This is a genomic window from Zavarzinella sp. (genome assembly GCA_041399155.1).
Lineage (GTDB): Bacteria > Planctomycetota > Planctomycetia > Gemmatales > Gemmataceae > JAWKTI01.
Genome location: JAWKTI010000001.1, coordinates 1187276 through 1207988, shown reverse-complemented (window position 1 = coordinate 1207988; position 20713 = coordinate 1187276). Strand labels below are relative to the sequence as shown.

Genomic DNA, 20713 nt, shown 5'->3' with positions numbered 1-20713 from the left:
TTTATGAATCAAGAACTTATCGAACTATTACAGCAAGTAAAATCTGGTCAGGTACCTGTGGATCTGGCGGCCACACGACTGATGGGAGGGATGGTCAGCGATCTGGGCTTTGCCCAGGTTGATCTTGATCGACAACGCCGTTGTGGCTTTCCCGAAGTAATTTATTGTGAAGGTAAAGACCCCACCTGGATTGTGCAGGTAGTGGAACGATTGCATGCCGCCCAGCAGTCCTGTCTGGGGACGCGGTTATCGTCAGAACAGGCCACCCATGTTCTGGATCGGTTTCCCACCGCAAACTACGATTCTTTGGGACGCACCTTCTGGCTGCCAGTGGGTCCCGAAGCCGATCCAGTCGGAAGGGTATTGGTGCTGACTGCTGGCACTGTCGATCTGCCAGTTGCGCACGAAACAATACAGACAATCAAAGCAATGGGGGTGGGGGTAGAGTTGATTGCTGATGTTGGGGTAGCAGGGTTGCACCGCTTGCTGAGGCACCTGGATCACCTACGTACTGCGGATGTCGTGATTGTGGTGGCGGGCATGGATGGAGCCTTGCCAAGCGTTGTTGGTGGGTTGGTCGATGTGCCTGTGATTGCTGTCCCCACCAGTGTTGGGTACGGGACCGCCTTTCATGGGGTGGCTGCATTGTTAACCATGTTGAATGCCTGTTCAGCAGGTGTCGTCACGGTCAATATCGATGCTGGATTCAAAGCGGGCTATACTGCGGCGTTAATTGCAAAACGCATTTACATTGGGAAAGAAGGCTGAGTTTGTGTTGAATGGAAGGTGCCAGAATCAGCTGCCTTGTGGCCCACCAGGGGGACCTTGAGCAGGAGGGACAATCCGTTCCAGATCCGTTTCCAGCCCAATCACTTTCCAGAATGGCTCGGGTATTTTGGGCCGTTTTTCCAGATCGACAGAGTTCAGCCCCTCTTGACGCAATCCGGACAAAATATTGTTGACTTCGGGTTGTTCGACTGCAACGATGATTTTTCCAAGAGCGTAATCGGTGCCACGAAGCATAATCTTTACCGGAAATACGACTCTCACTTGATCGTTTTTGAACTCGTACTGCCATTTGTCAAATGTCTTGTCCGGCCCAGCAGTAAAACCTGCCACGTTGGCAACAATTTTGGGAGACTTCCATAATTCCCGCAGTTGATCCAGTTTCGTTGATGAAAGTGGGTCATTCGAGCCCGGCTTCTTGAAAAATCCAATATTCAGTAGATCGTCAAATGGGCTGAACTTTGCAGGATCAAGGTTTCCAGCACGATCTATTGGCAGATCATCAATGGTAAGTTCTAACGGAACTGTCATTGCTTGTGCACCAAGTACAGCATAATTAATCGCTAACTGTTCATTCTTTTGATATCGGTGGACTGTAGGACAAGTCATCAGGTGGCTGCGATAATAGGAGGCACGTTGAGTTTCCATCCAGCGATTCGCGAACTGTGCACCCTGATCTTTGAGTCGCTCGACAAAGAAACCATAATTGGAGACTTTATCCTGATTCAAGTTCGCAGCAAATGTTCCATAACTGGTGGAACCAACGAGCCAGGGCATACGCTGATTTTTAGAATTTCTTGTAATTGTGGTAACAATGGTACTAGTAAATATCCCCTCAGCACACTCAATCTGATAAGTGTGATAAAGGGTCTGGGTGCCTGGATCTGATGGTGCGGTTGAAGTGGCCCGGTGGATGAATTTTACATTATCTACATTTCGTAATACCAACTGTACCAGATCATTGTTAATCATTTCAGCGTAACTAGCACCACTTGTACTAGTGCTGAGGCTTTCGATATCATCGGGATTCAAATCAGCCCGTTTCAGCGGTTCCACACAATAGATGTAAGCATAGCCGGGCTTGCCTTCTTTCAGTTCCGCAAACCATTTGTCAACCATCTGACGTGCATCCTGTTCCATGAACAGTTGGTTTGCGTAAACGAAGGCAGCATAACCAGCCCCGCCAACAAAACAGATCCACCAGGCTGCGCTGCTGATCTGCACTCCAATTCTGGTCCCGCCCGAATTATCGATTTGCCGACGCGCCAGAATAGCGCAAACTACCCCGGCAGCTGGAAGGAGGAGCAGAAGATAGGATTGATCGGAACCTTGTTTGAACGCACCCATGATGAGATAAACCACCATCACGAGGGAAAATAAACCAGCACATACCATGGCGGCAATCGCAAAACCTGCCACTGCCTGATAAGTCGTTTGACCGGGAGCGGTCTGTGAAGAAGGGATCGGCCTCAGCTCATTCATGATCTCACCCTTGCATATTCGTTAGAGTGTCTCTTCAACGCTTTCTTCGGCCTGAGGCAATTGATTGTCCTCGGCTTGCATATCGGCTTCCGGGTCGAGATAGATTTTGTCATGCAGAATTTCTGCGAGCGCGACGAACATGTTGTCTTTGCTGTCTGGCCCAACATCAACAAGGGGCTTCCCTCCACCCTTCTTGAACTGTACAATTCGTTTTTGCACTAATGTGCAAAGTTTGAACCGACCGTTCACGCGGTTGATGATGTCTTCTTCTTTCAATGCTTCGAACATTTACAAAACCTCTTGCTGGGGCGGTTGCTGAAAAAATTTATCCAGAAGTCGCTCTAATTCCGCGACCGTTGTTTCAAAATCGTTGTTGTGGATACGATAGTGATATTCATGGGCTGCTGCCATCTCATTCATTGCGGTTTTCAAACGACGCTGGATGGCTTCTTCAGAATCTGATTTCCTGTTTCGAAGCCGTTCGATGAGATTTTTCTCATCTGCGATTACAAAAATCGAATGAACATCGTCAATTTTCGAGCGTACTTGACGGTAGCCCTGGATGTCGATGTCGAGAATTACTCCAATTCCCCGACGGCGATAATCATCTACTTCCGATAGTGGGGTGCCATAGAAGTCTCTTTCATGCACCGTGGCATATTCAAGAAAATGCCCCCGCTTGATGGCCGCTTCAAACTCTGGCCGAGACCAGAACTGGTAGTCGATGCCGTCTTTTTCTCCCGTTCGTGGTGCGCGTGTTGTTGCCGAAACTGCCAGACGCAGGGGATAGCGTTGATCACGTAGCAGTCGCTGGATCAAGGTTGATTTCCCCACACCACTTGGACCAGAAATGACAATTAACGGAGCCAACTGCACCCATTATCCTCAAATTTATTCGGGTTTATTCAACGTTCTGTACGATTTCCCGCACTTTTTCAATGCTTGATTTTAATTCTACCACCAGGTTTGAAACAAACAAATCGCCACTTTTGGAGCCGATCGTGTTCGTTTCCGATTCATTTCCTGGACCAGAAAGTCGAGTGCTTTCCCTTCAGCAGTTCCAGCACCCGTAACTTTGGCCGATAACTGCTGCAGATGACTTTTCAACCGTGTCATTTCTTCATGAATATCGGTACGTTCCCCAAAGAGTGCAAGTTCGCGGATGAGATGCTCGGTTTCTACAGAATGACCCGCATTTTCTAATAATTTCCGCACTTTCTGGTGTAGTCGTTCCTGGTACTCCTGCCGCATGGTGGGGAGGTATATTTCCAATTGTTCCACTTTGCCAAGACAGATTGTTGCAAGTTGTTGTATTTCCAGCTGCATCGCCAGACCTTCTGTCTGACGCATCTCCTGCATTTTCATCAAGGCTTCATCGAGCACCCGGCGCACCAAACCAAGCTCCTGTTCGGAGGGCTTCGAAAGAGAATTCGCCGTAACCCCAAGCATGTTCAGCAGTTGCGGCAAACAGACCGGGGACTGATCTGCCCAGCCACGCTGGTGGCAATAATCCTGAATCTGCCGCACGTAATGGTCCAGTAAATCGGTATCCAGCACGCTCGTAAATTGCTTTCGTTCCACGAAAATAGAAATGGTGACCGTACCACGTTTGATCATGGTTCTTACCTGACGCTCAAACTCCGGTTCGAGCATTGGGTAAGGTTCGGTCCCACGCACAGAAATTTTCAGGTACCGATTATTAATCGTACGCACTTCGACGGTGGCTACCAAATCATCTCCGCTGTGGGCAGCGGAACCGTATCCGGTCATGCTGATAATCAACGGAAACCTTTATCAGATAAGGAGTTAGGCAATCAGCAGGATTACTTCGTGGAAATGTAACCAGGTGCTTCTTTCTTGGCAGTGCGAATGTCTTCTTTTACTACACGAATGTGTACAGCAATAAGCAGCATCCAAACTCCTGCCATATACAGTGTAATTTTTGTAAAAGCGTCACCGGCTTTCGATCCAAACGGGCTCGATCCACCAGCACCACCGAAGGCACCAATCAGACCGCCCCCTTTCCCACGCTGTATCAGCACGGTCAGCAGAAGCAATAAACCCATTAGAATGATCAAGGCATTCAATAAGTGTGACCAGAACATCACGGCAAACAGATCCACTGCCATCTCCTTCGGACCAATGGTACACCAAATACTAACAGTCTGTTTAGTAAAAAATGTTCTTGCGAACAGCCTGTGCCATAAAGTAAGACAATAAGTCGGTCAGTTATCGCAAAGTTCTTGCCCGAAGCGGGGTAAATGATCGCAAATCACAATGTGATTATGTGGCAATATTGCCGCATTACGAATTAGCAATATTGTGTTTTTATAATTTAAGGAGAAACTTCATGTCTAACATTCCCCCACTTTCGATAGGTGTTTGTAGCTGGTCGCTGCAAGTGACATCGATTCCCGAATTGAAGGGTTTTGTGGATCAACTTGGAATTAATCTGGTGCAGATTGCCTGCGGCGATCCCCACCACGCAGCGTGGGATGAAGGTGATGCGATGCCACAGGCAGCACTGGCTGCTGGCTTTCAATTAGGTGGTGCGATGCTGGGCTTCCCCGGTGAAGATTACACCACTCCTGCCACGATTCAACAGACGGGTGGTTTTGGCGATCCTGCCACAAGGCCAGAACGTTTAGAACGGCTGAAGTGGGCACTGCAACGCACGAAAGACCTGAATCTGACGGATCTGATGTTGCACGCAGGCTTCCTGCCGGAAGTGGACGATCCTAGCAGGAAGGCATTTCTGGATACCCTGGGGACTGTCAGCCAGCTTGCGGCAGAGCATGGAATTACCATCGCTTTTGAAACCGGACAGGAAACTGCAGCACTGTTGCGTCGTACGCTGGATGATCTGCAGTGTAACAACCTGAAAGTCAATTTCGATCCCGCGAACATGCTGCTGTATGATAAAGACGACCCGATTAAGGCACTGGAAGTGCTTGCTGGGGATATTCGTACTGTGCATATGAAGGACGCGAATCGCCCAACAAAGCCTGGAACGTGGGGCACGGAAGTGCCGTTAGGGGAAGGTCAAACGAACACCCGACTGTTTCTGGAGTCGTTGAAGAAAATCGGTTATCAGGGCCCACTGTTTATCGAGAGGGAAGTTGGGAATCAGGAAGAAAGATTTCGGGATATTGCCCATGGTGTGCGATTCATTCAAGAGGTGCTGGCATGAAAATGATCATCAGCGGGGCAATTTTACTCATCAATTTTTCATTTTTGCTGGCCGCACCCAAGCCACCCACAAGAATGGCTATCATTACAGGCCGCAAGGATTTTTTTCCTGTTCGGGTGCATCAGCAATTACCGGGTAAAATAGTGGGCGTTCTGGTCCCTGATGCTGGTCCGATGCTGGCTCTGGAAGGAAGAAGCGGACCTGCCGATCAGTTGTGCCTGGGATTGAACGGTGGGTCTTATCGCTGGCTATACGTTTCCGTGCCGGGCACGCCCCAGATTGGCACGCTGAAAATGGACCTGCCCGATGGAAAAAAACAGGAATTTCCCAACTTAAGCATGTGCAGTAAAACCACCATCAAGCATTTTGAGATTCCTGCGCATGCCACCCTGGTTGAGGTGGAAGTGAACGGTGGAGCCGGGGCACCTGCAGGCGATGCTTTTGTAGTGACCAGTTTCAAACGACTGGATGGCACGAAAGAATTTCCGATCGATATTGCCAAATCACTGATCAATGCGGATGAGCGCATCAAGCAATTTCAGTCTGAATATGAGAAAACAATTAATGAGAAGATGCTGGACGCACGGAAAAAAGCATTAGGTGATGGCGTTCCAACGGGACCAGAAGAAACTCAGAACACCACCTACATCACCTGGTGGGAAAAAGTGCAATTATTGGAAGTGCGAAGGAAGATTCGCATTACGAACGGCCGTTATCAGTACGGCAATGGGATCAAAATTGACCTGCCGCCAGCGTTGCCACCACCCCCACAACCGCAGGGTGGGAAAGCACCCCCACCACGATTGCCGAATGGATTGCGTTATGGCAGCCAGTACGGAGTCGAAATTGGCTTTGCAGTGGTATACGACAAACAGGGCAACTACATTAAGACCAATCTGCTTCCAGCACAAGGATTTACGGCAGAATTGCCCCCACCGCCGATCAGCAGACCAAGACCCTTTCCCTTGCCGGTGCCACCGAAGCGACGGTAATTAAATTGTGCGAAATTTCGCGACTGGTTGAACCAGACTGAAAGAAGGAATGTCTGTTCTTTGATAATAACTTAGGCAATTCCAATCATGAATGATTCAAACGTCATCAATTTTTACAGTACCATCGACGCCTTCGGTGCGTTTTCTAATTTTGCCAGTTACCCTATTTTGATGAAAAACCAACAATGGCCCACCACGGAACACTATTTTCAGGCACAGAAGTTTGATGACCGAGCTTATCAGGAAAAAATCCGAGCAACCAAGTCGCCAATGATTGCAGCACGTTTGGGACGTTCCAGAAAGCAGAAATTGCGGAGAGATTGGGAATCGGTCAAAATTGGCATCATGCGGGAAGCTGTTTACGCAAAATTCACCCAGCACCCTGAATTAACCAAACTATTGCTCTCTACTGGGGATGCTACTTTGGTTGAACACACCACCAATGATAGCTTTTGGGGTGACGGTGGGGATGGAAGCGGCAAGAATATGCTGGGAAAGATTCTGATGAAAGTTCGAGAACAATTGAAAGAAGAATCGGCGAATGCGGGCAAAACGGCTGATTAAGATCACTCTAAAAGCAAACTTGTTATCCACACTATAAGTACTGCAGTTCCAATTGTGATGAGAGCAAAGCCCCAGCTGTATATCCATGGTTGTGGGTAAAGGTAGACACCGCACTTTTCACAAGGTGCGGCTTCGCCAACATCCTTCGGTTCTAGCCAGCCTTTCCATTCGCAGACGGCACATCGATAATATTTTCTTGGTATCCACACTTACAAAATCCTTAAAGAGACACGAATAAATATATCGCAGACGCACTTTTTTTTGAGACTTCAGTTACCAACGCGTTTAGCTGCTTCTGGATCGATCTTCAGTAATGCCCCAACTACCGTCAGTCGAAATTCTTCCAGTTTGGCTGCTTCAAGCAAAACTGGCACTGCCTCTTTGGCATCCGGACCAATTTCACCCAAAGCTTTCATTGCAGGACTACAGGCCGTGTTTTGATAATCTTTTGCTATCGAAATAAGTGCTGGCACAGCAGCTTTTGCAACTGGTCCAGCTTTTCCAGTAGCTTCCACAGCCGTCAGTAACACTCTGCTATCTTTGTCTTTCAAAGCGATCATCAGTGCTGGGAGTATTTCATGTACCTTTTTTGCCATATCACTTAAAGCCTCGACAGCAGATAACCTAACATCAGCATCTGAATCTTTTAGTGAATTTTGCAGGAAATGAGCTGCAATTTTCCCGTTCTCAGTTACTACCCAGTGCGAATAGGCAGCACGCACTCGAACCAGGCCATCTGTATCCTTGAACGATTTGACAAGATAGGGTGCTGCCGCTTTGGCTGTGGGGCCAATCCTGCCAATATCTCTGGCTGCAATTTGTCGGATTGCGGCATCTTTGTGAGAAAGTTGCTTCACCAGTGCACTTAAAGGAGTGCCACCATAACTTGGTTCTTTTTTACCCTGTGCAGAAATAGTCAAGGCTACAAGGAAAACCGAGAACCATGCAAATGTGCATTTTTTCATTTGATAACCATCAATATGTGATGACATACTTTGTCAAATATACTCGAAATCGGTTTTGTGAACCAGATTTCCAATAATTGAATCACTTCCCAATTCGCCGAAAATCGAAAAATAGTTAAGACAAACGATTACCACAAACCAAGACTCTCCTTGTGGGTTTTTTGAAGGAAACATTTTGTGTTGGAACAGTCGAAGCGGCCTTACATTTACATGTTGGTGGGATGTTGTAGTTTTGCCTGTATGACCCAGTGTGGGCATGCTGCTGGCCAGTACTATGACTGGCAATTGGTGGCAATATTTAGCAGTTGGCTGGTGTTTTTATTTGTGGGAATTTACGCTTTCAGCCGGCGGATTTCGTTTATCTGGTTGGGAAATAAACAACTCTGGATGCGGAGTATCACAGGCAGTTTCAGCATGGTGACTGTTTTTTATTCGCTGTCGGTGCTGCCTGCATCCACTGTTACAACGCTGGCCCACACATTTCCCATCTGGGTGGCCTTATTGTCGTGGCCAATGCTGGGCAAACTACCTGGTGGGCGAGTCTGGGTGTGCGTGATGTTTGGAGTTGTGGGGGTGTATCTGATTGAACAGCCCACAGGCGGATCGAACCTGTTTGCCGTTGTGGTGGCCTTATTAGGTGCAATATCCACTTCGCTGGCAATGATTGGTCTGCACCGCTTAAAACAACTGAATCCATTTGCGATTGTAGTGCATTTTTCGGGTGTAGCAGGGATCATCTGTCTTTCAACGTGGTTTCTGTTTCCTCGGATGAGTACGCCGCCGCCGTTTTTTCATTCCGTTCACATGCTGCAACTGCTTGGCGTGGGGGTGTTTGCGGCAATTGGACAGTCCCTGTTGACCAAAGCATTTGCTGGTGGTGATCCCGCACGTGTTTCTGTGATCGGGTTATCTCAAATTCTGTTTTCGCTGATAATGGATGTTGCGATTATGGGACACCAAATTACATCCTATGCGATTGTCGGCACATCGCTGATTATTGTGCCCACAGCCTGGTTGATGCTGGAACGGAAGAAACCAGTAATTTCCCCAGTGGCGCCCCCGAAACCAGCACCAAAACCAACAGAAAATCTGGGGGTGGCAAATTAATTTGCCATAATTTCAGCTCTACCGTGTTACAATCGGCCCGTATGCACCAGGAGACCCGCGGTGACAGGAAGTGCCAATAAGTGTCGCTATATTCATACTTCGCCCAGTGACCACGCTGCAATCCAGTACGTGGTAGAGTGGATCAGATTTCCGCTGACCATTGTGGTGGCCGATCACGTCGCTAAAAATCGAATATTTCAACAGATTGCAGAAAATGTGCCGCATTTTCGACTACCAACCGTTATCACTGCCTGGGAACTTGCCCCAGAGCATTGTGAGCAGTTTCTCATATTTTGGTATATAGGCAAATTGCCCGCTGGTCCGTGGCCAGTTGCCAAATTTGAGAAATTATTAATTATTGACTCACTCGCGGTTAGAGAACGGGACGAGCATGATCAACAAATTCTTCAGGAATTACAATCGACTGACATTGAAGGAAATCTAGCCCCACCTGCACGTTTCCGTGCGTTGGCTGACGCTTTTTTAAATCCCCCACCACAAAGCATACCCATACCCGAAGGGCTGCATTTTTTGGAAGCACAGGCAATCCATGGCGAATTGCGTATGATCTGCCGAAAAATTCACGAAATCCACCGTCAAGGTGAGCAGTTATCTGAAATCGCTTTGGCTGTGCCACATTTAAGCCAGCACGATGATATTGTGCACCAGATGTTTGTGGAATATGCAATTCCTTTTCAACACCACCAGCCAATCTCCACGCAAAGTTCTGTATTTGTTCGATTCCTGCGAAAGGTGCTGCAAGTAGCTGAACGTGGTTGGCGCGTTCGCGATATCGCCAGTTTGTTACAAAACCGTTACATTTTTACGCACCAGACAGAAAAGAAAGAGGTGGCACAAAAACTGCTGAAAGTGCTGGAACTGTTGAATATTCGCAGACTCACACCAGCATTTCTGAACCTGCTTGGAGAAGTCCAGCCTTTAGACAAGGATTTACAGGAAGATCATGTGCTGAAGGATTTGGACAAACTTCGTGCAATGGGTGTCGTTCTGAAGATACAGGAATTTGCCAGGGAATTATTGCACAGCCTGAATTTTTCAGACCTACGTTGTAATGTGGCCTCATTTCGGCAATTGATAGAGCAGGCATTGGAGCTTTTTGAGCTATCGGAAACCGCATTTTCAAACGAAACCGATCAACTGGCTTACCGTACATTGATGACTCGGTTGCATTCGTTGGCAGAATTCCCACATGACCAAGAAGGTTGGGATCTTTCGCAATGGCTGAACTGGATTAATCAAACATTCGAAAAATCGTTTGATTGCCTGATCTCTCCCACCAAATCCGTGCAGGTAATCGATTTAAAGCACGCATCTGGAATACGCTGTAAGTACATGTTTTTACTGCACTTAAACGAAGGTATGGTGGGGCAGAACGACACTTCAGATCGCCTACGTTTGAATTTTGCGACTCTTATTACCATCCCATCGGAAGCACTTTACCTGTGCCGCAGCATTGCAAACTTGAAGGGGCAGGAAGTCAACCCTGCCAGTGTTTATGAAGAAGTGGTTGATTTATTTCCTTCGGAACAGTTTTCGCAACTAGTCGAACGCCAGAAAATGCTGATTGAGAACTTTGGATATGAAATATCCTATGCCCATTCGGAATGGCGGATCAGCATTGCCAGAGCATTCCAGCAAGGTCCTGATTCGGCGATCCGTACCACAACAGGTGGGGAGTTTTATCGTCTGCTCCAACGCTGGCTTCATGTGCGACAGGCACGCTTTTATGAGAAAAGATTCACAAACTATGATGGCATCATGCAGCACCCCGGTGCGTTGCAACAAGCAGCGACGTCTTTTCCAGTTGATCGGAAAATGAGTCCCACTTCATTAGAAGTTTATCAGGAATGTGGTTTCCGGTTTCTCTTGCAAGACTTTATTAAGTTAAAGCAATTTCAGGAACCACGTAGCGAAATTGAGAACACTCGCCGTGGGATGGTGATGCACCGTGCGTTGGCTAATTTTCATGAAAAATTCCCTCAGCCACCAGAAACAGAAGCTCAGTTGAAAGAGTTTCAAACGGCATTTGAAGAACAAATTCAGTTGGCAGTTGATGATTTTGTCAAACGGGCGCCCACGAAAGCGCTGTCCAAATTATGGCAACTGGAAGGGCAAAGACTGGTCCGCACGTCGCAGGAATATATTTTGCTGTGGCAGCAGTACGCCGCACCATGGCGGGAGGCGGGCTATCAGTCTACCGTTAAGTTTCTGGAACAAGAGTTCGGCAAGGCACAACCAGTGACTGTTGAAGTTGATGGGATCCAGGTACAAATTACTGGCAGGATCGATCGGATCGATTTATTAGAGAAAGATGAAGAACGCCACATCTGGGTGTTCGATTACAAAATTGGTGCTGGCACGGAATACACTTTGTCGGCGGTAGAATCACTGCAAAAGATGCAATTACCGATTTATGCGATTGGTGCATCTGATACATTGTCTGCGGAGTCGCCAGTACAGGTGGTTGGAATGTCATACTGGATGGTGGCGGCAAAAGGACTGAGGACGATCTATCCTGCAAAAGCGAAAAATGTCGATACTTCTTTGTCCTGGCGGTCTGACCCACGATCGTGGCAGGAAGTCCGGCGAAACGTAACGGAAAGGATTGCGGAAATTGCCATTGGGATTCGCACAGGTTATTTTCCGCTGGCACCCAAATCACATGATTGCACCCGTTACTGCCCATACCGAGAGGTTTGCCGAATCGGCCCCAGCCGACGGTTGATTCCCTTGCGACTCCAACAATCCTCCCCCACCATTAGTGATGAGGAGTTGGATGATGGAGCCGAGTAGAATAAGTTGTAACTTTGTTATCAAAACAGGTGCAGTGTGAAATATCGTCAATTTGGTAATACAGAACAACAGGTTTCCATTCTCAGCCTGGGCGGTGCGGCATTGGGGGCTCAATACGGGCCTGTGGATCAGCTCGCTGCCAAAGAAATGCTGCACGAAGCGATTGATCTGGGGATCAACCTGATCGATACCAGTCCGTATTACGGATTGGGCAAGTCGGAAGAGTTTCTGGGGCAGCACCTGACACCAGAATTACGCAAGAAAGTACTGTTATGTACGAAAGCTGGGCGTTATGATCGTGATGTTTTCGATTTTTCTACTAAAAGTATGAGAAATTCATTAGAAAAATCACTCAAGCGGTTAAATACGGATTACGTCGATGTACTTCTGGCCCACTATATCGAGTTTGCGGAAGATTTTGACGCTGTTTTCAACGAAACTTACAATGGATTACTGCAGTTAAAGCGAGAAGGGAAATGCCGCTGGATTGGCATGTCGTGTTTCCCACTGGGACTGCTGGAAGAAGCAATCAGCCGCTGTAAACTGGACGTCGTCATCAGTTATTGCCACTATACGCTGCAAAATGACCTGTTAACGAGCAGTTTTTTACCAAAAGCCAACCAATCGGGGGTAGGTGTAATGAATGGCAGCCCACTTTCGATGGGGTTGCTCACCCGGAAAGGCCCACCTGCCTGGCATCCGGCAAATGATGAAATTCAACGCGTCTGCCGCAGTACAGCAAGCTGGCTGGCTGAGCAAGGGATAGACATCGCCCAGGTGGGAATGCAATTTGCCCTCGCAAATCCAGCAATTCCAACTACCTTAATGGGTGTGGCAGACCCAATGGAATTACGCTCCAACACTCAGGCACTTGAGCGACCATTGGAGCATGATCTATTTGTCCAGATAGCAGAAAAATTGCGGCCCGCGCATAATCTCACCTGGCCCAGCGGTCGTTGGCCAGTTGGTAACAGTTCTCCCACCTGACAATCAGATTTACCGCATTTTTCGAGTTCATCCTCATTTGTTGAAATCGCCTGAAAAGCGTATAATCCTGTTATGGAACCGCCGAAACCATTGAATCAGGACACCAACCTGCCTTTACCTTCGTTAGATCTCACAACTGCGGTGGAGATTCTGACGACGTTGAATGAAGGTGTGGCCTTGCTCGGCCCAGATTTTATCGTTCGGTGGGCGAACCCCACATTCGTTCGGTGGTGTGGGCTGGACCCGATTGGTATCGGTTTGTTCGATGCATTGAATATTTTGCCGGAAGAACGGCCCTCAGATTCAATTTTACAATTGACTCAAACCGGAAACTCTGCTTTTTTTGATGTGCGGCAGGAAGACCGCTATTTTCATATTGTTCTGAATCCCAATGTTGAAAATGATCATCTGAGGTCGATCGTGTTGCGTGGGATGGATACCACTCAGCGAACAAACAGCCAGCGTAAAATTGAATCTCTGGATGATGCCGCCCAGCAATTGGATTCATTTGAACCCACTTTTCTGAAAGATCTAACGAATGAAATTCGGCTGAATCTGATTCGGGAGAATCTGAAAAGCTATGTTCAAAATATCCCAGAGTATGACGTCATTGAAATTCGCCGTTATCAGCCCGAAACGGGCGAATTGATCCCACTGCTTGCCGAAGGCATGTCCGATGAGGCTCAACAGCGACGTTTGTTTGCACGCAAAGAAGGCAACGGAGTAACTGGTTATGTGGCTGCAACAGGCCTGCCGTACATCTGCGTTGACACAGCGAACGATGGTATCTATCTGGCAGGTGCTGTAGAAGCCCGGTCTTCGCTGACTGTTCCCATCAAGTACCACGATGAGGTGATTGGCACCGTTAATGTAGAAAGCCCCCAGGTCAATGCTTTTGGGAAAGATGAACAACGTTTTACTGAAGTATTTGCCAAGCAACTGGGTCAGGTGTTGCACACGTTGAATCTTTTGGATGCCCAGGAAGGTTGTGCTGCCTTCAACACCATCAAGGATGTACGTGAAGAGCTGGTTTTGCCCGCAAATGAGATCCTGTCCACTGTCAGCAGATTGCTGGATACACCAGGCATGAGTGATGAAGCTGTCCAGCAATCGTTACTTCACGTGCTGGATCGCCAGCGCACAATTCGCACTGTCATGCGTACCGTCGGTGAATCCGTTGCGTTGAATAACGGCACTCCCTACGACTTTCGCATCAAAGATCTGCACATCCTGGTGGTTGATCCAGATGAACAGCTTCGCAGAACTGCCCACACAATGCTGGAGCGGAAAGGCTGCACGGTAGAATCCTGTTCCAACGTGTCTGATGCGTTATCAATGATGAATTATTACCGCTATGAAGTGGTGATGATGGCGTTGACTCAGGCCAATCCAGGTGGGACGGCACTGTTTCAGGGTATTTTGCAACGCTTACCCAATGCCAGAATCGTGCTGATGCAGGGCTATCGCTACGATCCCGAACACACAATGACCAATATCCGGGCAACAGGTTATTCGGACAAGCCGATCAACAAACCGTTGCTGGAACACCAGGTGATGGATCGTTTGTTATTGGCAGCAACCGCACTGGCACATCCAACCAAGGCGACTTGATGTTGTCAACAGGTCTGTTTCTGGTGGGATGCATTGGCCACTTTTGCCTGGTCATGCGGTTTGTCAATTACATCTACTCCTTCCCTTACCACCGGAAGTTGTTGAAGTTATTCCGCATGGCAATGGGATTTTGGATTCTTGCGCTTCCGATCATCGGCTGGTGGCAGGGAGTTGTGCCACAATTGCTGCCGGATAATGAGAAATCGTTCATTTTTCAGGTAAATTTCCTTTCATTTCTGTTACTTTATTGGTGGGTCTGCATTGGCATTGGTGGGGTTGTATTTCCCTGGATAACGATCTTCAGATTATTGCAACGATTGCCTGAAAATGTGGAACTACTTCAAAATACAGTAGTGGATATTGAAGTTCTCACCCCACGTGACGTGCTGGCAGGGAATGGAAAGCATTCTTGGTTGGCAAAATTGCGATTTAATAATATTTTCCAAGTAGAATATACCGATCTGGCAATCAATTGCCCAAACCTACCACCCGCGTGGGAGGGATTATCGATTCTCCATATCAGCGATCTTCATTTTTATGGCACCCCGGGTGAAGTATTTTACGAAAAGGTATTTGCAGAGTGCCAGCACCGTGGGGTGCCTGATTTGCTGATAATCAGCGGCGATATCATCGACGATGATCAATACCTGCCATGGATTCCGAAACTGCTTGGTCAGCTACAGTGGAAAATTGCTGCTTTTGCAATTCCAGGTAATCATGATTGGTGGAATGATCACCATGCAGTGGGACAAGAATTATCCCGCCTTGGAATTCAATATCTGGAAACACTCCCCACCAAAATTGAAATTGCGGGATCACGACTGGAAGTTATTGGACATTCCGGGCCTTGGTTTGCAGCACCTGACATGGGAGAAAAAAAATCGGCAGATTTTCGCCTTCTGATCAGCCACACACCCGATCATTTGAACTGGGCAGTGCGTCACCATGTTGATTTAATGCTGTCTGGTCACAACCATGGTGGGCAAATTCGCCTTCCAATCATTGGTTCGATTTTTGTGCCCAGCAAATATAGTCGCAAATTCGATATGGGAACTTTTCGTCGAGAAAACACGGCACTCCATGTCAACCGTGGCTTAGCTGGTAAAGAACCACTGCGATTTCGCTGTCTCCCACAGGTCAGTCGCATCGTGCTGCGGGGCCAGCAAAAGGTGAATGAATTATGAGAATGTATATTCGCACGTTAGTCGCATCAATCCTTTTTACACTGCCGATCAATAGCCAGGAACTGCCAAAAAATCCGGATTCTGCCCTGGTTCGCATTCCAGCCGATACGACAATTCTGATCCATGTTCATGGATTAGAACTAGTGAAAGAAAAATTAAAACAGGTGCTGGTCCCCACCAAAGTGATGACTGAGAAAGAGGTTGACGATCTGTTTGGTGAAATGTTGGATGGCAGAAAAATTCAATCGTTGCGGAAAGATGGTCGAATTGTGCTGGCGATCAATTCGCTGTTTCAACCGTTGGAAAAAATGGAGTTTACGCTTTTTTTACCCTGTGCATCGATTGACAAACTCAAGCGAGAACTGTTGACTAGCGAAGAACTTAAACTTTCAGGGAAAGACAATGATCTGGATAAAATCCAGTTTGAGATTTTTTCACTGTTTGCAGTGGAAATACCTGATTATGTGGTACTGAGTACGCACGCAGAGACGGCAAAATCCTGTCGTGATCGTCCCGTGGTCCAACTTCCTGAGATTGTTGCGGGCAATATTTATTCGCAGATCATCGAGAATGATATCTCTGTATGCTTTGCTACGAAACAAATTAATCAGCTTTACCAGGCGGAAATCAAGCCAATCCGGGATGCTGTGGCCACGTTATTAGCTGGTGGACTGAAGGATCTACAGATCCGTGGGGTATCTTCCGGTCAACTGGAACTTTCCCGCACGTTGTTTGGTGAGGCAATCCGATTGTCCAACACCTGCTCAGCGTTGGTGGCCAGCATTAAATTCGAAAAAGATGCCTTGCAACTCAGCATCACTGGGAATCTGCCAGCGAATTCGCCCGCACCAAAAACAATTGCTCATGGCCCGCGTGAAGTTCTTCAATTGTTGGAAAGCCAGCCAAAACTGTTTGAATTGAACAGTGTAACATCCTATCGCACAATCGGTTATGAATCTGCCAGTGCCTCGTTAGGTGCGTTACAGATGCGAAGTTCAAATGACCAAACGAATGAGGTGTTTCGAAAGCTTTTTTCCAAATTGAATCAAGCGCAGATAGCACCAGCGGTAAATGCGGGCAATTTACTTAACCCCCACTCAATCAAGGTGTATCAGTTCTCTGATGCAAATGATGCGTTGGGTATTTTGGAGCATTTGTTCTCTGCAACGGACAGCAATACCTGGATTTCCGGGTATCGCTTGAAGGGGCCAGCAACCAAAGCTGAGAAAAAAGTGCCGCTTGCAGAGAAAGACTTTACCCACTGGACGTTGCCATTGAATCTGGATGCCATGGTCACTGCTGAGGAAGCAACAGATCCCACGTCTAGGAAACAGGAGTTGTTGCAAGCGCTTGCCGGCAAAGAGTTTATGGAGTTGTACTACAGAGTGGAAGGCAAAAAACTGGTCCTGGTGGTGGCTCCGGATGTTGCTACCGCTGCAAAATGGGTGCAGCAATTGGATCTTGGGAAAGCTACTCTTGCCAACGATCCAATGTTTCAGCTGATTGCTGGTAAACTGCCATCGGATTCTCAGATTCTGGCGACATTCGAATCTGCCGCAGTGCAAAAGTGGGTCAGTAATGCGAAATTGCCCACTCCACAGGGGTATCTTGGACTTGCGGTGCGGGAAACGCCCGGACAATTTCAGATCATCTGCCGCTTTCACCCGACGTTGCTACCATACGTGCAACAATTGATGAAGTTGCCAGAAACACCACTCAAAAAGTGAAAACTTTCTGAGAAAATGGTAGAATAGATTCGATTACTTCCAGTCGCTTAACGCCAGAAAATTTGCCAGTATCTGTGGCCCTTCAATTGTTAAAAAACTTTCCGGGTGAAACTGAACACCATGCAGCGGCCAGTGCTTGTGCCGCACCCCATAATTTCACCTTCTTTCGTCCAGGCAGAGATTTCAAAATCGGGATTCTGAAAAGTCTCCTTTCGGATCACCAGACTGTGGTAGCGGGTTGCTTGAAAAGGGTTCGAAAGCCCCTGAAATACCCCAAGTCCATCATGATAAATGGGGGATACTTTACCGTGCATGATGCGGGAATTGCGGATCACTTCCCCACCAAAACTGTGCCCGATACACTGGTGCCCCAGACAAACGCCAAAAATTGGTGTGCTTTCAGCAAAACGAAGCAGCACTTCATTGGAAATACCTGCCTCGTTGGGCGTACATGGTCCAGGGGAAATAATGATGTGCGTGGGCCGCATTTTTTCAATTTCAGCAATCGTAATGTGATCGTTCCGCACCACATGCATGGGGAGATTAGGGTCAATTTCGCCAAAACGTTGTACAAGGTTATACGTAAAAGAGTCGTAATTATCGATCAGCAGGATCATGCTTCAGTGGTATCCAGACCTTTCTTTTTGAATATTGTAAGAAACTTCACCGCTTGGGAATACTTACCAGCCACTGATTTACTTTGAACACCAACTGTTACCTGGGAATCACACAATTTGAACAATTTGGTGGAAAAAAGCTGAAAATAGCGGATCGTTGATCAACCAACAAATGAAAATATCCTCATTTTATCAAATTTATGTACATTATTACACTTTTCTTGAAACTTTTTTATGAAAACCGGTGTCTTTAAAGGAGTTACTTGTGTTCACTACCATGGTAATCGTGTCTGAGTGAAGCAACAAGATTTTTAATTTTTTTTGCTACCAACATTGTGGCTGCGTTGTCTGTGGCACATACTGACACGCGTTCGCAGGGGGAAAGAAATAATGGACTATCTGGAAGCCTTTTTTCAACAAATGTCGGTGGAACCACGCCGATACCAGCAACGAATCATTCGCCAGGCGGTGGAACACTATCAGAAAGGATTGCGTTCTATTCTGATCGAAAGCCCCACGGGTAGTGGGAAAACGGTGATGGGTTTGCTGGTTGCTGCCAGTATGCAACAGCAACTTGGCATTAAAGTCGGCTGGGTGGCGATGCGTCGAAATCTGCTGGCTCAGGCAGCAGCAACTGTGCGAGAACATCAGATCCCATTGGAAGCACATTGGATATCGATGTTTGAAAAGGATCCACCTTGCAATCTCGATTTGCTGATTGTGGATGAAGCCCAGCACGATGCTGCGAACAGTATGGCCCATTTGCATAGTCGCATTCAACCAAAATATATCCTTGGCTTATCTGCAACACCCTACCGTGCAGACAAAGTAAAGCTCTGTTTCGATACCGTTATCCGTGATGCTGGCATTCAGCAGTTGATGCAGGATGGCTATCTCAGCACTTACCACCACTACACCATTCCGGAATATACGCCGAAATCGCTGGCCCAGTTGTATTCATCCGACCCAGCACGGTGGGGAAAATCGGTCGCCTTCTTTCATCAGATTGAACAATGTTATTCTGCCCAGCGGTTGTTGCAGCAGGCGGGGATTAACTGCGATGTCGTTACTGGCTCCAGCAACCGTGAAGAACAACTGGATGCCTTTGAAGCAGGCAAAACCGATGTACTGTTGAATTGCATGGTATTGGCAGAAGGATTTGATTGCCCCACCCTGCAGACAGTATTCTGTCGACCGTCCGGAAAGGGAACCACCATTCAGATGGCGGGGCGTGTTTTTCGCAAACACCCCCAGGTGCCGTTAAAGCAAGTGGTGCAATGCAAAAAGACACGTTGGCCGATTGTTCGCACTGCATCGGCAGAATTGCAATATATCTGGCACGAAGAGGGTTGGCGCACACTCGATGTGAACCCCCACATTCAACAAGTGGGGTTGCAGATGATGCATGCTTTGGCACAAACAGAAATTACACTACCTGAATATCTGAACAAAAAGAGATCGACACGACCACAATTCTGGTCGGAATCCGCTGATATGCAACAGGAATCGCTGTAAACACAATTAAAGGAGATGGTGAAATGAAAAATGTGAATTTTGAGTACGGTACTGCACAATTAAAAGACATTCGTGTCACGCCACGAGTAGAAGATGGCAGAAATACTGGGAAAATCGATGTCACTCTGCACGATGAACCAGTAAAAGACAGTAAACGATTCTGGAACAGTCTGCAGATCCGTTTTGGCTTTACCCACAACATCTTCCGTTATTTCAATTATGACGAAGTGTTTCAACGGATCAGTGAACGATCCGGGAACGATACGATCAGTTATTGCCTGGAAAGACAGGAGAAAAAACAACTACCCACCCTGCTGGCGGTGCGTAACCCCAAGTCGCCCGCTATTCAGCACGATGATATGCAACACCTGCTGCAGAAATATCCTCATGATGAGGTGACTTATTCGAATGGTGTGATCCGCAGCACGCACACACCCAGGTATGGAGCACCATTTGCAATTGCGGGCGATGATTTTCGTTCAAAGTTTGTGATTGATACGCCCATTGATGGTTATGGGCGGCCAAGCATTTATCTTTCGTTGCTGCGAATGATCTGTTCCAACGGTGCGATTGCCTACACACCTGCTTTTCGCAGTGAAATCAATGTTGGTAAGAAAAGCGATGGTGCCACGTTTGCCATTGCCCGAGCTTTAGAAGGGTTCAACAATCAAGAAGGGTTTGCGGCACTTCGACAACGATTTGAGTCTGCCACCAAATCCTGGGCATCCGTCAACGAAGTACAGCGGGCATATAAAGTGTTACGAGGTTTGTTTACTGGAAAACGTTTTCGCAACAACGAACCAGAATCTGCGTCAGAGCCAAACCAGATTCGTGATCTGGACAACTATCAGTTGATCCAATCCTTCAACCGAATGAGTGGTAATCTGGTTCATCGGTATGGATTGGCCAATATGGATTCGCTGAGTGCGAAACGACAGCGAACATTGCCTGCGGGCTGTAAAGTGTATGAATTACTGAACTTCATGAGTGAATTGGCAACCCACCACGCAGATGAAGTGGGGGCAAGGACAATCCAGGGAGAAATTGGCACGATGATCAGCAGTGAATATGACCTGGAAGGTACTGCCAACATGTTTCAGGATTGGCAGGATTTCTTTATCGGCAACCGAAAAACGATTGACACTGTTCAGGAACAGACCAATCGCTGATTA

18 protein-coding genes and 1 pseudogene are annotated in these 20713 nt (G+C 47.4%); 12 read left to right on the top strand and 7 right to left on the bottom strand.

The features are described from left to right. Positions 1-3 precede the first annotated feature (3 nt). Positions 4-768, top strand: coding sequence for a nickel pincer cofactor biosynthesis protein LarB (gene larB, locus R3B84_05090; GenBank protein ID MEZ6139930.1), 765 nt, complete (start codon positions 4-6; stop codon positions 766-768). A 27-nt stretch (positions 769-795) separates the two neighbouring features. On the opposite strand, the gene R3B84_05085 is transcribed toward larB, so the two are convergent. The 5 genes from R3B84_05085 to secG form a co-directional block, all read right to left on the bottom strand. Then, a complete protein-coding gene (locus R3B84_05085; protein MEZ6139929.1) occupies positions 796-2268 on the bottom strand; it encodes a hypothetical protein in 1473 nt (490 codons plus the stop codon). Between the two features lie 21 nt (positions 2269-2289). Then, positions 2290-2556 (bottom strand): DNA-directed RNA polymerase subunit omega, encoded by a 267-nt coding sequence (locus R3B84_05080; protein MEZ6139928.1) that lies wholly within the window; start codon positions 2554-2556, stop codon positions 2290-2292. Next, positions 2557-3144, bottom strand: coding sequence for a guanylate kinase (gmk, locus tag R3B84_05075; protein MEZ6139927.1), 588 nt, complete (start codon positions 3142-3144; stop codon positions 2557-2559). It lies immediately after the preceding gene. Positions 3145-3222: 78 nt separating this feature from the next. Beyond that, positions 3223-4038: a DUF1732 domain-containing protein gene (locus R3B84_05070; protein ID MEZ6139926.1), complete on the bottom strand. Its 816-nt coding sequence runs from the start codon at positions 4036-4038 to the stop codon at positions 3223-3225. Positions 4039-4091: 53 nt separating this feature from the next. Then, positions 4092-4391, bottom strand: a complete 300-nt coding sequence (gene secG / locus R3B84_05065) for a preprotein translocase subunit SecG (GenBank protein ID MEZ6139925.1) — start codon at positions 4389-4391, stop codon at positions 4092-4094. Between the two features lie 227 nt (positions 4392-4618). Here secG and R3B84_05060 point away from each other — a divergent pair, with 227 nt between their 5' ends. From R3B84_05060 to R3B84_05050, 3 genes are all read left to right on the top strand, one after another. Then, the gene (locus R3B84_05060; protein ID MEZ6139924.1) at positions 4619-5458 is read left to right on the top strand and encodes a sugar phosphate isomerase/epimerase family protein; all 840 of its coding nucleotides are present in this window, start codon (positions 4619-4621) and stop codon (positions 5456-5458) included. Next, positions 5455-6450 (top strand): hypothetical protein, encoded by a 996-nt coding sequence (locus R3B84_05055; protein ID MEZ6139923.1) that lies wholly within the window; start codon positions 5455-5457, stop codon positions 6448-6450. The genes R3B84_05060 and R3B84_05055 overlap by 4 nt, the downstream gene beginning before the upstream one ends. A gap of 87 nt (positions 6451-6537) precedes the next feature. Further along, positions 6538-7014: an NADAR family protein gene (locus R3B84_05050; GenBank protein ID MEZ6139922.1), complete on the top strand. Its 477-nt coding sequence runs from the start codon at positions 6538-6540 to the stop codon at positions 7012-7014. Between the two features lie 269 nt (positions 7015-7283). On the opposite strand, the gene R3B84_05045 is transcribed toward R3B84_05050, so the two are convergent. Further along, complete coding sequence (locus R3B84_05045; GenBank protein ID MEZ6139921.1) at positions 7284-8006, bottom strand: HEAT repeat domain-containing protein; 723 nt, start codon at positions 8004-8006, stop codon at positions 7284-7286. A 150-nt stretch (positions 8007-8156) separates the two neighbouring features. Between R3B84_05045 and R3B84_05040 the strand changes: the two genes are divergently transcribed. From R3B84_05040 to R3B84_05015, 6 genes are all read left to right on the top strand, one after another. Next, positions 8157-9086, top strand: coding sequence for a DMT family transporter (locus R3B84_05040; GenBank protein MEZ6139920.1), 930 nt, complete (start codon positions 8157-8159; stop codon positions 9084-9086). A gap of 60 nt (positions 9087-9146) precedes the next feature. Beyond that, positions 9147-11900, top strand: a complete 2754-nt coding sequence (locus R3B84_05035; protein MEZ6139919.1) for a PD-(D/E)XK nuclease family protein — start codon at positions 9147-9149, stop codon at positions 11898-11900. Positions 11901-11936: 36 nt separating this feature from the next. After that, positions 11937-12887, top strand: coding sequence for an aldo/keto reductase (locus R3B84_05030; GenBank protein MEZ6139918.1), 951 nt, complete (start codon positions 11937-11939; stop codon positions 12885-12887). A gap of 72 nt (positions 12888-12959) precedes the next feature. After that, on the top strand, positions 12960-14498 hold the full coding sequence (locus tag R3B84_05025; GenBank protein MEZ6139917.1) for a GAF domain-containing protein: 1539 nt from the start codon (positions 12960-12962) through the stop codon (positions 14496-14498). Beyond that, positions 14498-15682, top strand: coding sequence for a metallophosphoesterase (locus R3B84_05020; GenBank protein MEZ6139916.1), 1185 nt, complete (start codon positions 14498-14500; stop codon positions 15680-15682). The genes R3B84_05025 and R3B84_05020 overlap by 1 nt, the downstream gene beginning before the upstream one ends. Continuing rightward, positions 15679-17409 carry a hypothetical protein gene (locus tag R3B84_05015; GenBank protein MEZ6139915.1) on the top strand — a complete coding sequence of 577 codons (1731 nt, stop codon included), beginning with the start codon at positions 15679-15681 and terminating at the stop codon, positions 17407-17409. Before R3B84_05020 ends, R3B84_05015 begins: the two co-directional genes overlap by 4 nt. A gap of 33 nt (positions 17410-17442) precedes the next feature. Here R3B84_05015 and R3B84_05010 read toward each other — a convergent pair. Then, positions 17443-18026, bottom strand: a pseudogene (locus R3B84_05010) (aminodeoxychorismate/anthranilate synthase component II). 390 nt (positions 18027-18416) lie between these two features. On the opposite strand from R3B84_05010, the gene R3B84_05005 reads away from it, so the two are divergent. Together R3B84_05005 and R3B84_05000 are read left to right on the top strand one after the other, a co-directional pair. Next, the gene (locus R3B84_05005; GenBank protein ID MEZ6139914.1) at positions 18417-19541 is read left to right on the top strand and encodes a DEAD/DEAH box helicase family protein; all 1125 of its coding nucleotides are present in this window, start codon (positions 18417-18419) and stop codon (positions 19539-19541) included. Between the two features lie 23 nt (positions 19542-19564). After that, positions 19565-20710, top strand: coding sequence for a hypothetical protein (locus tag R3B84_05000; protein ID MEZ6139913.1), 1146 nt, complete (start codon positions 19565-19567; stop codon positions 20708-20710). Positions 20711-20713 lie beyond the last annotated feature (3 nt).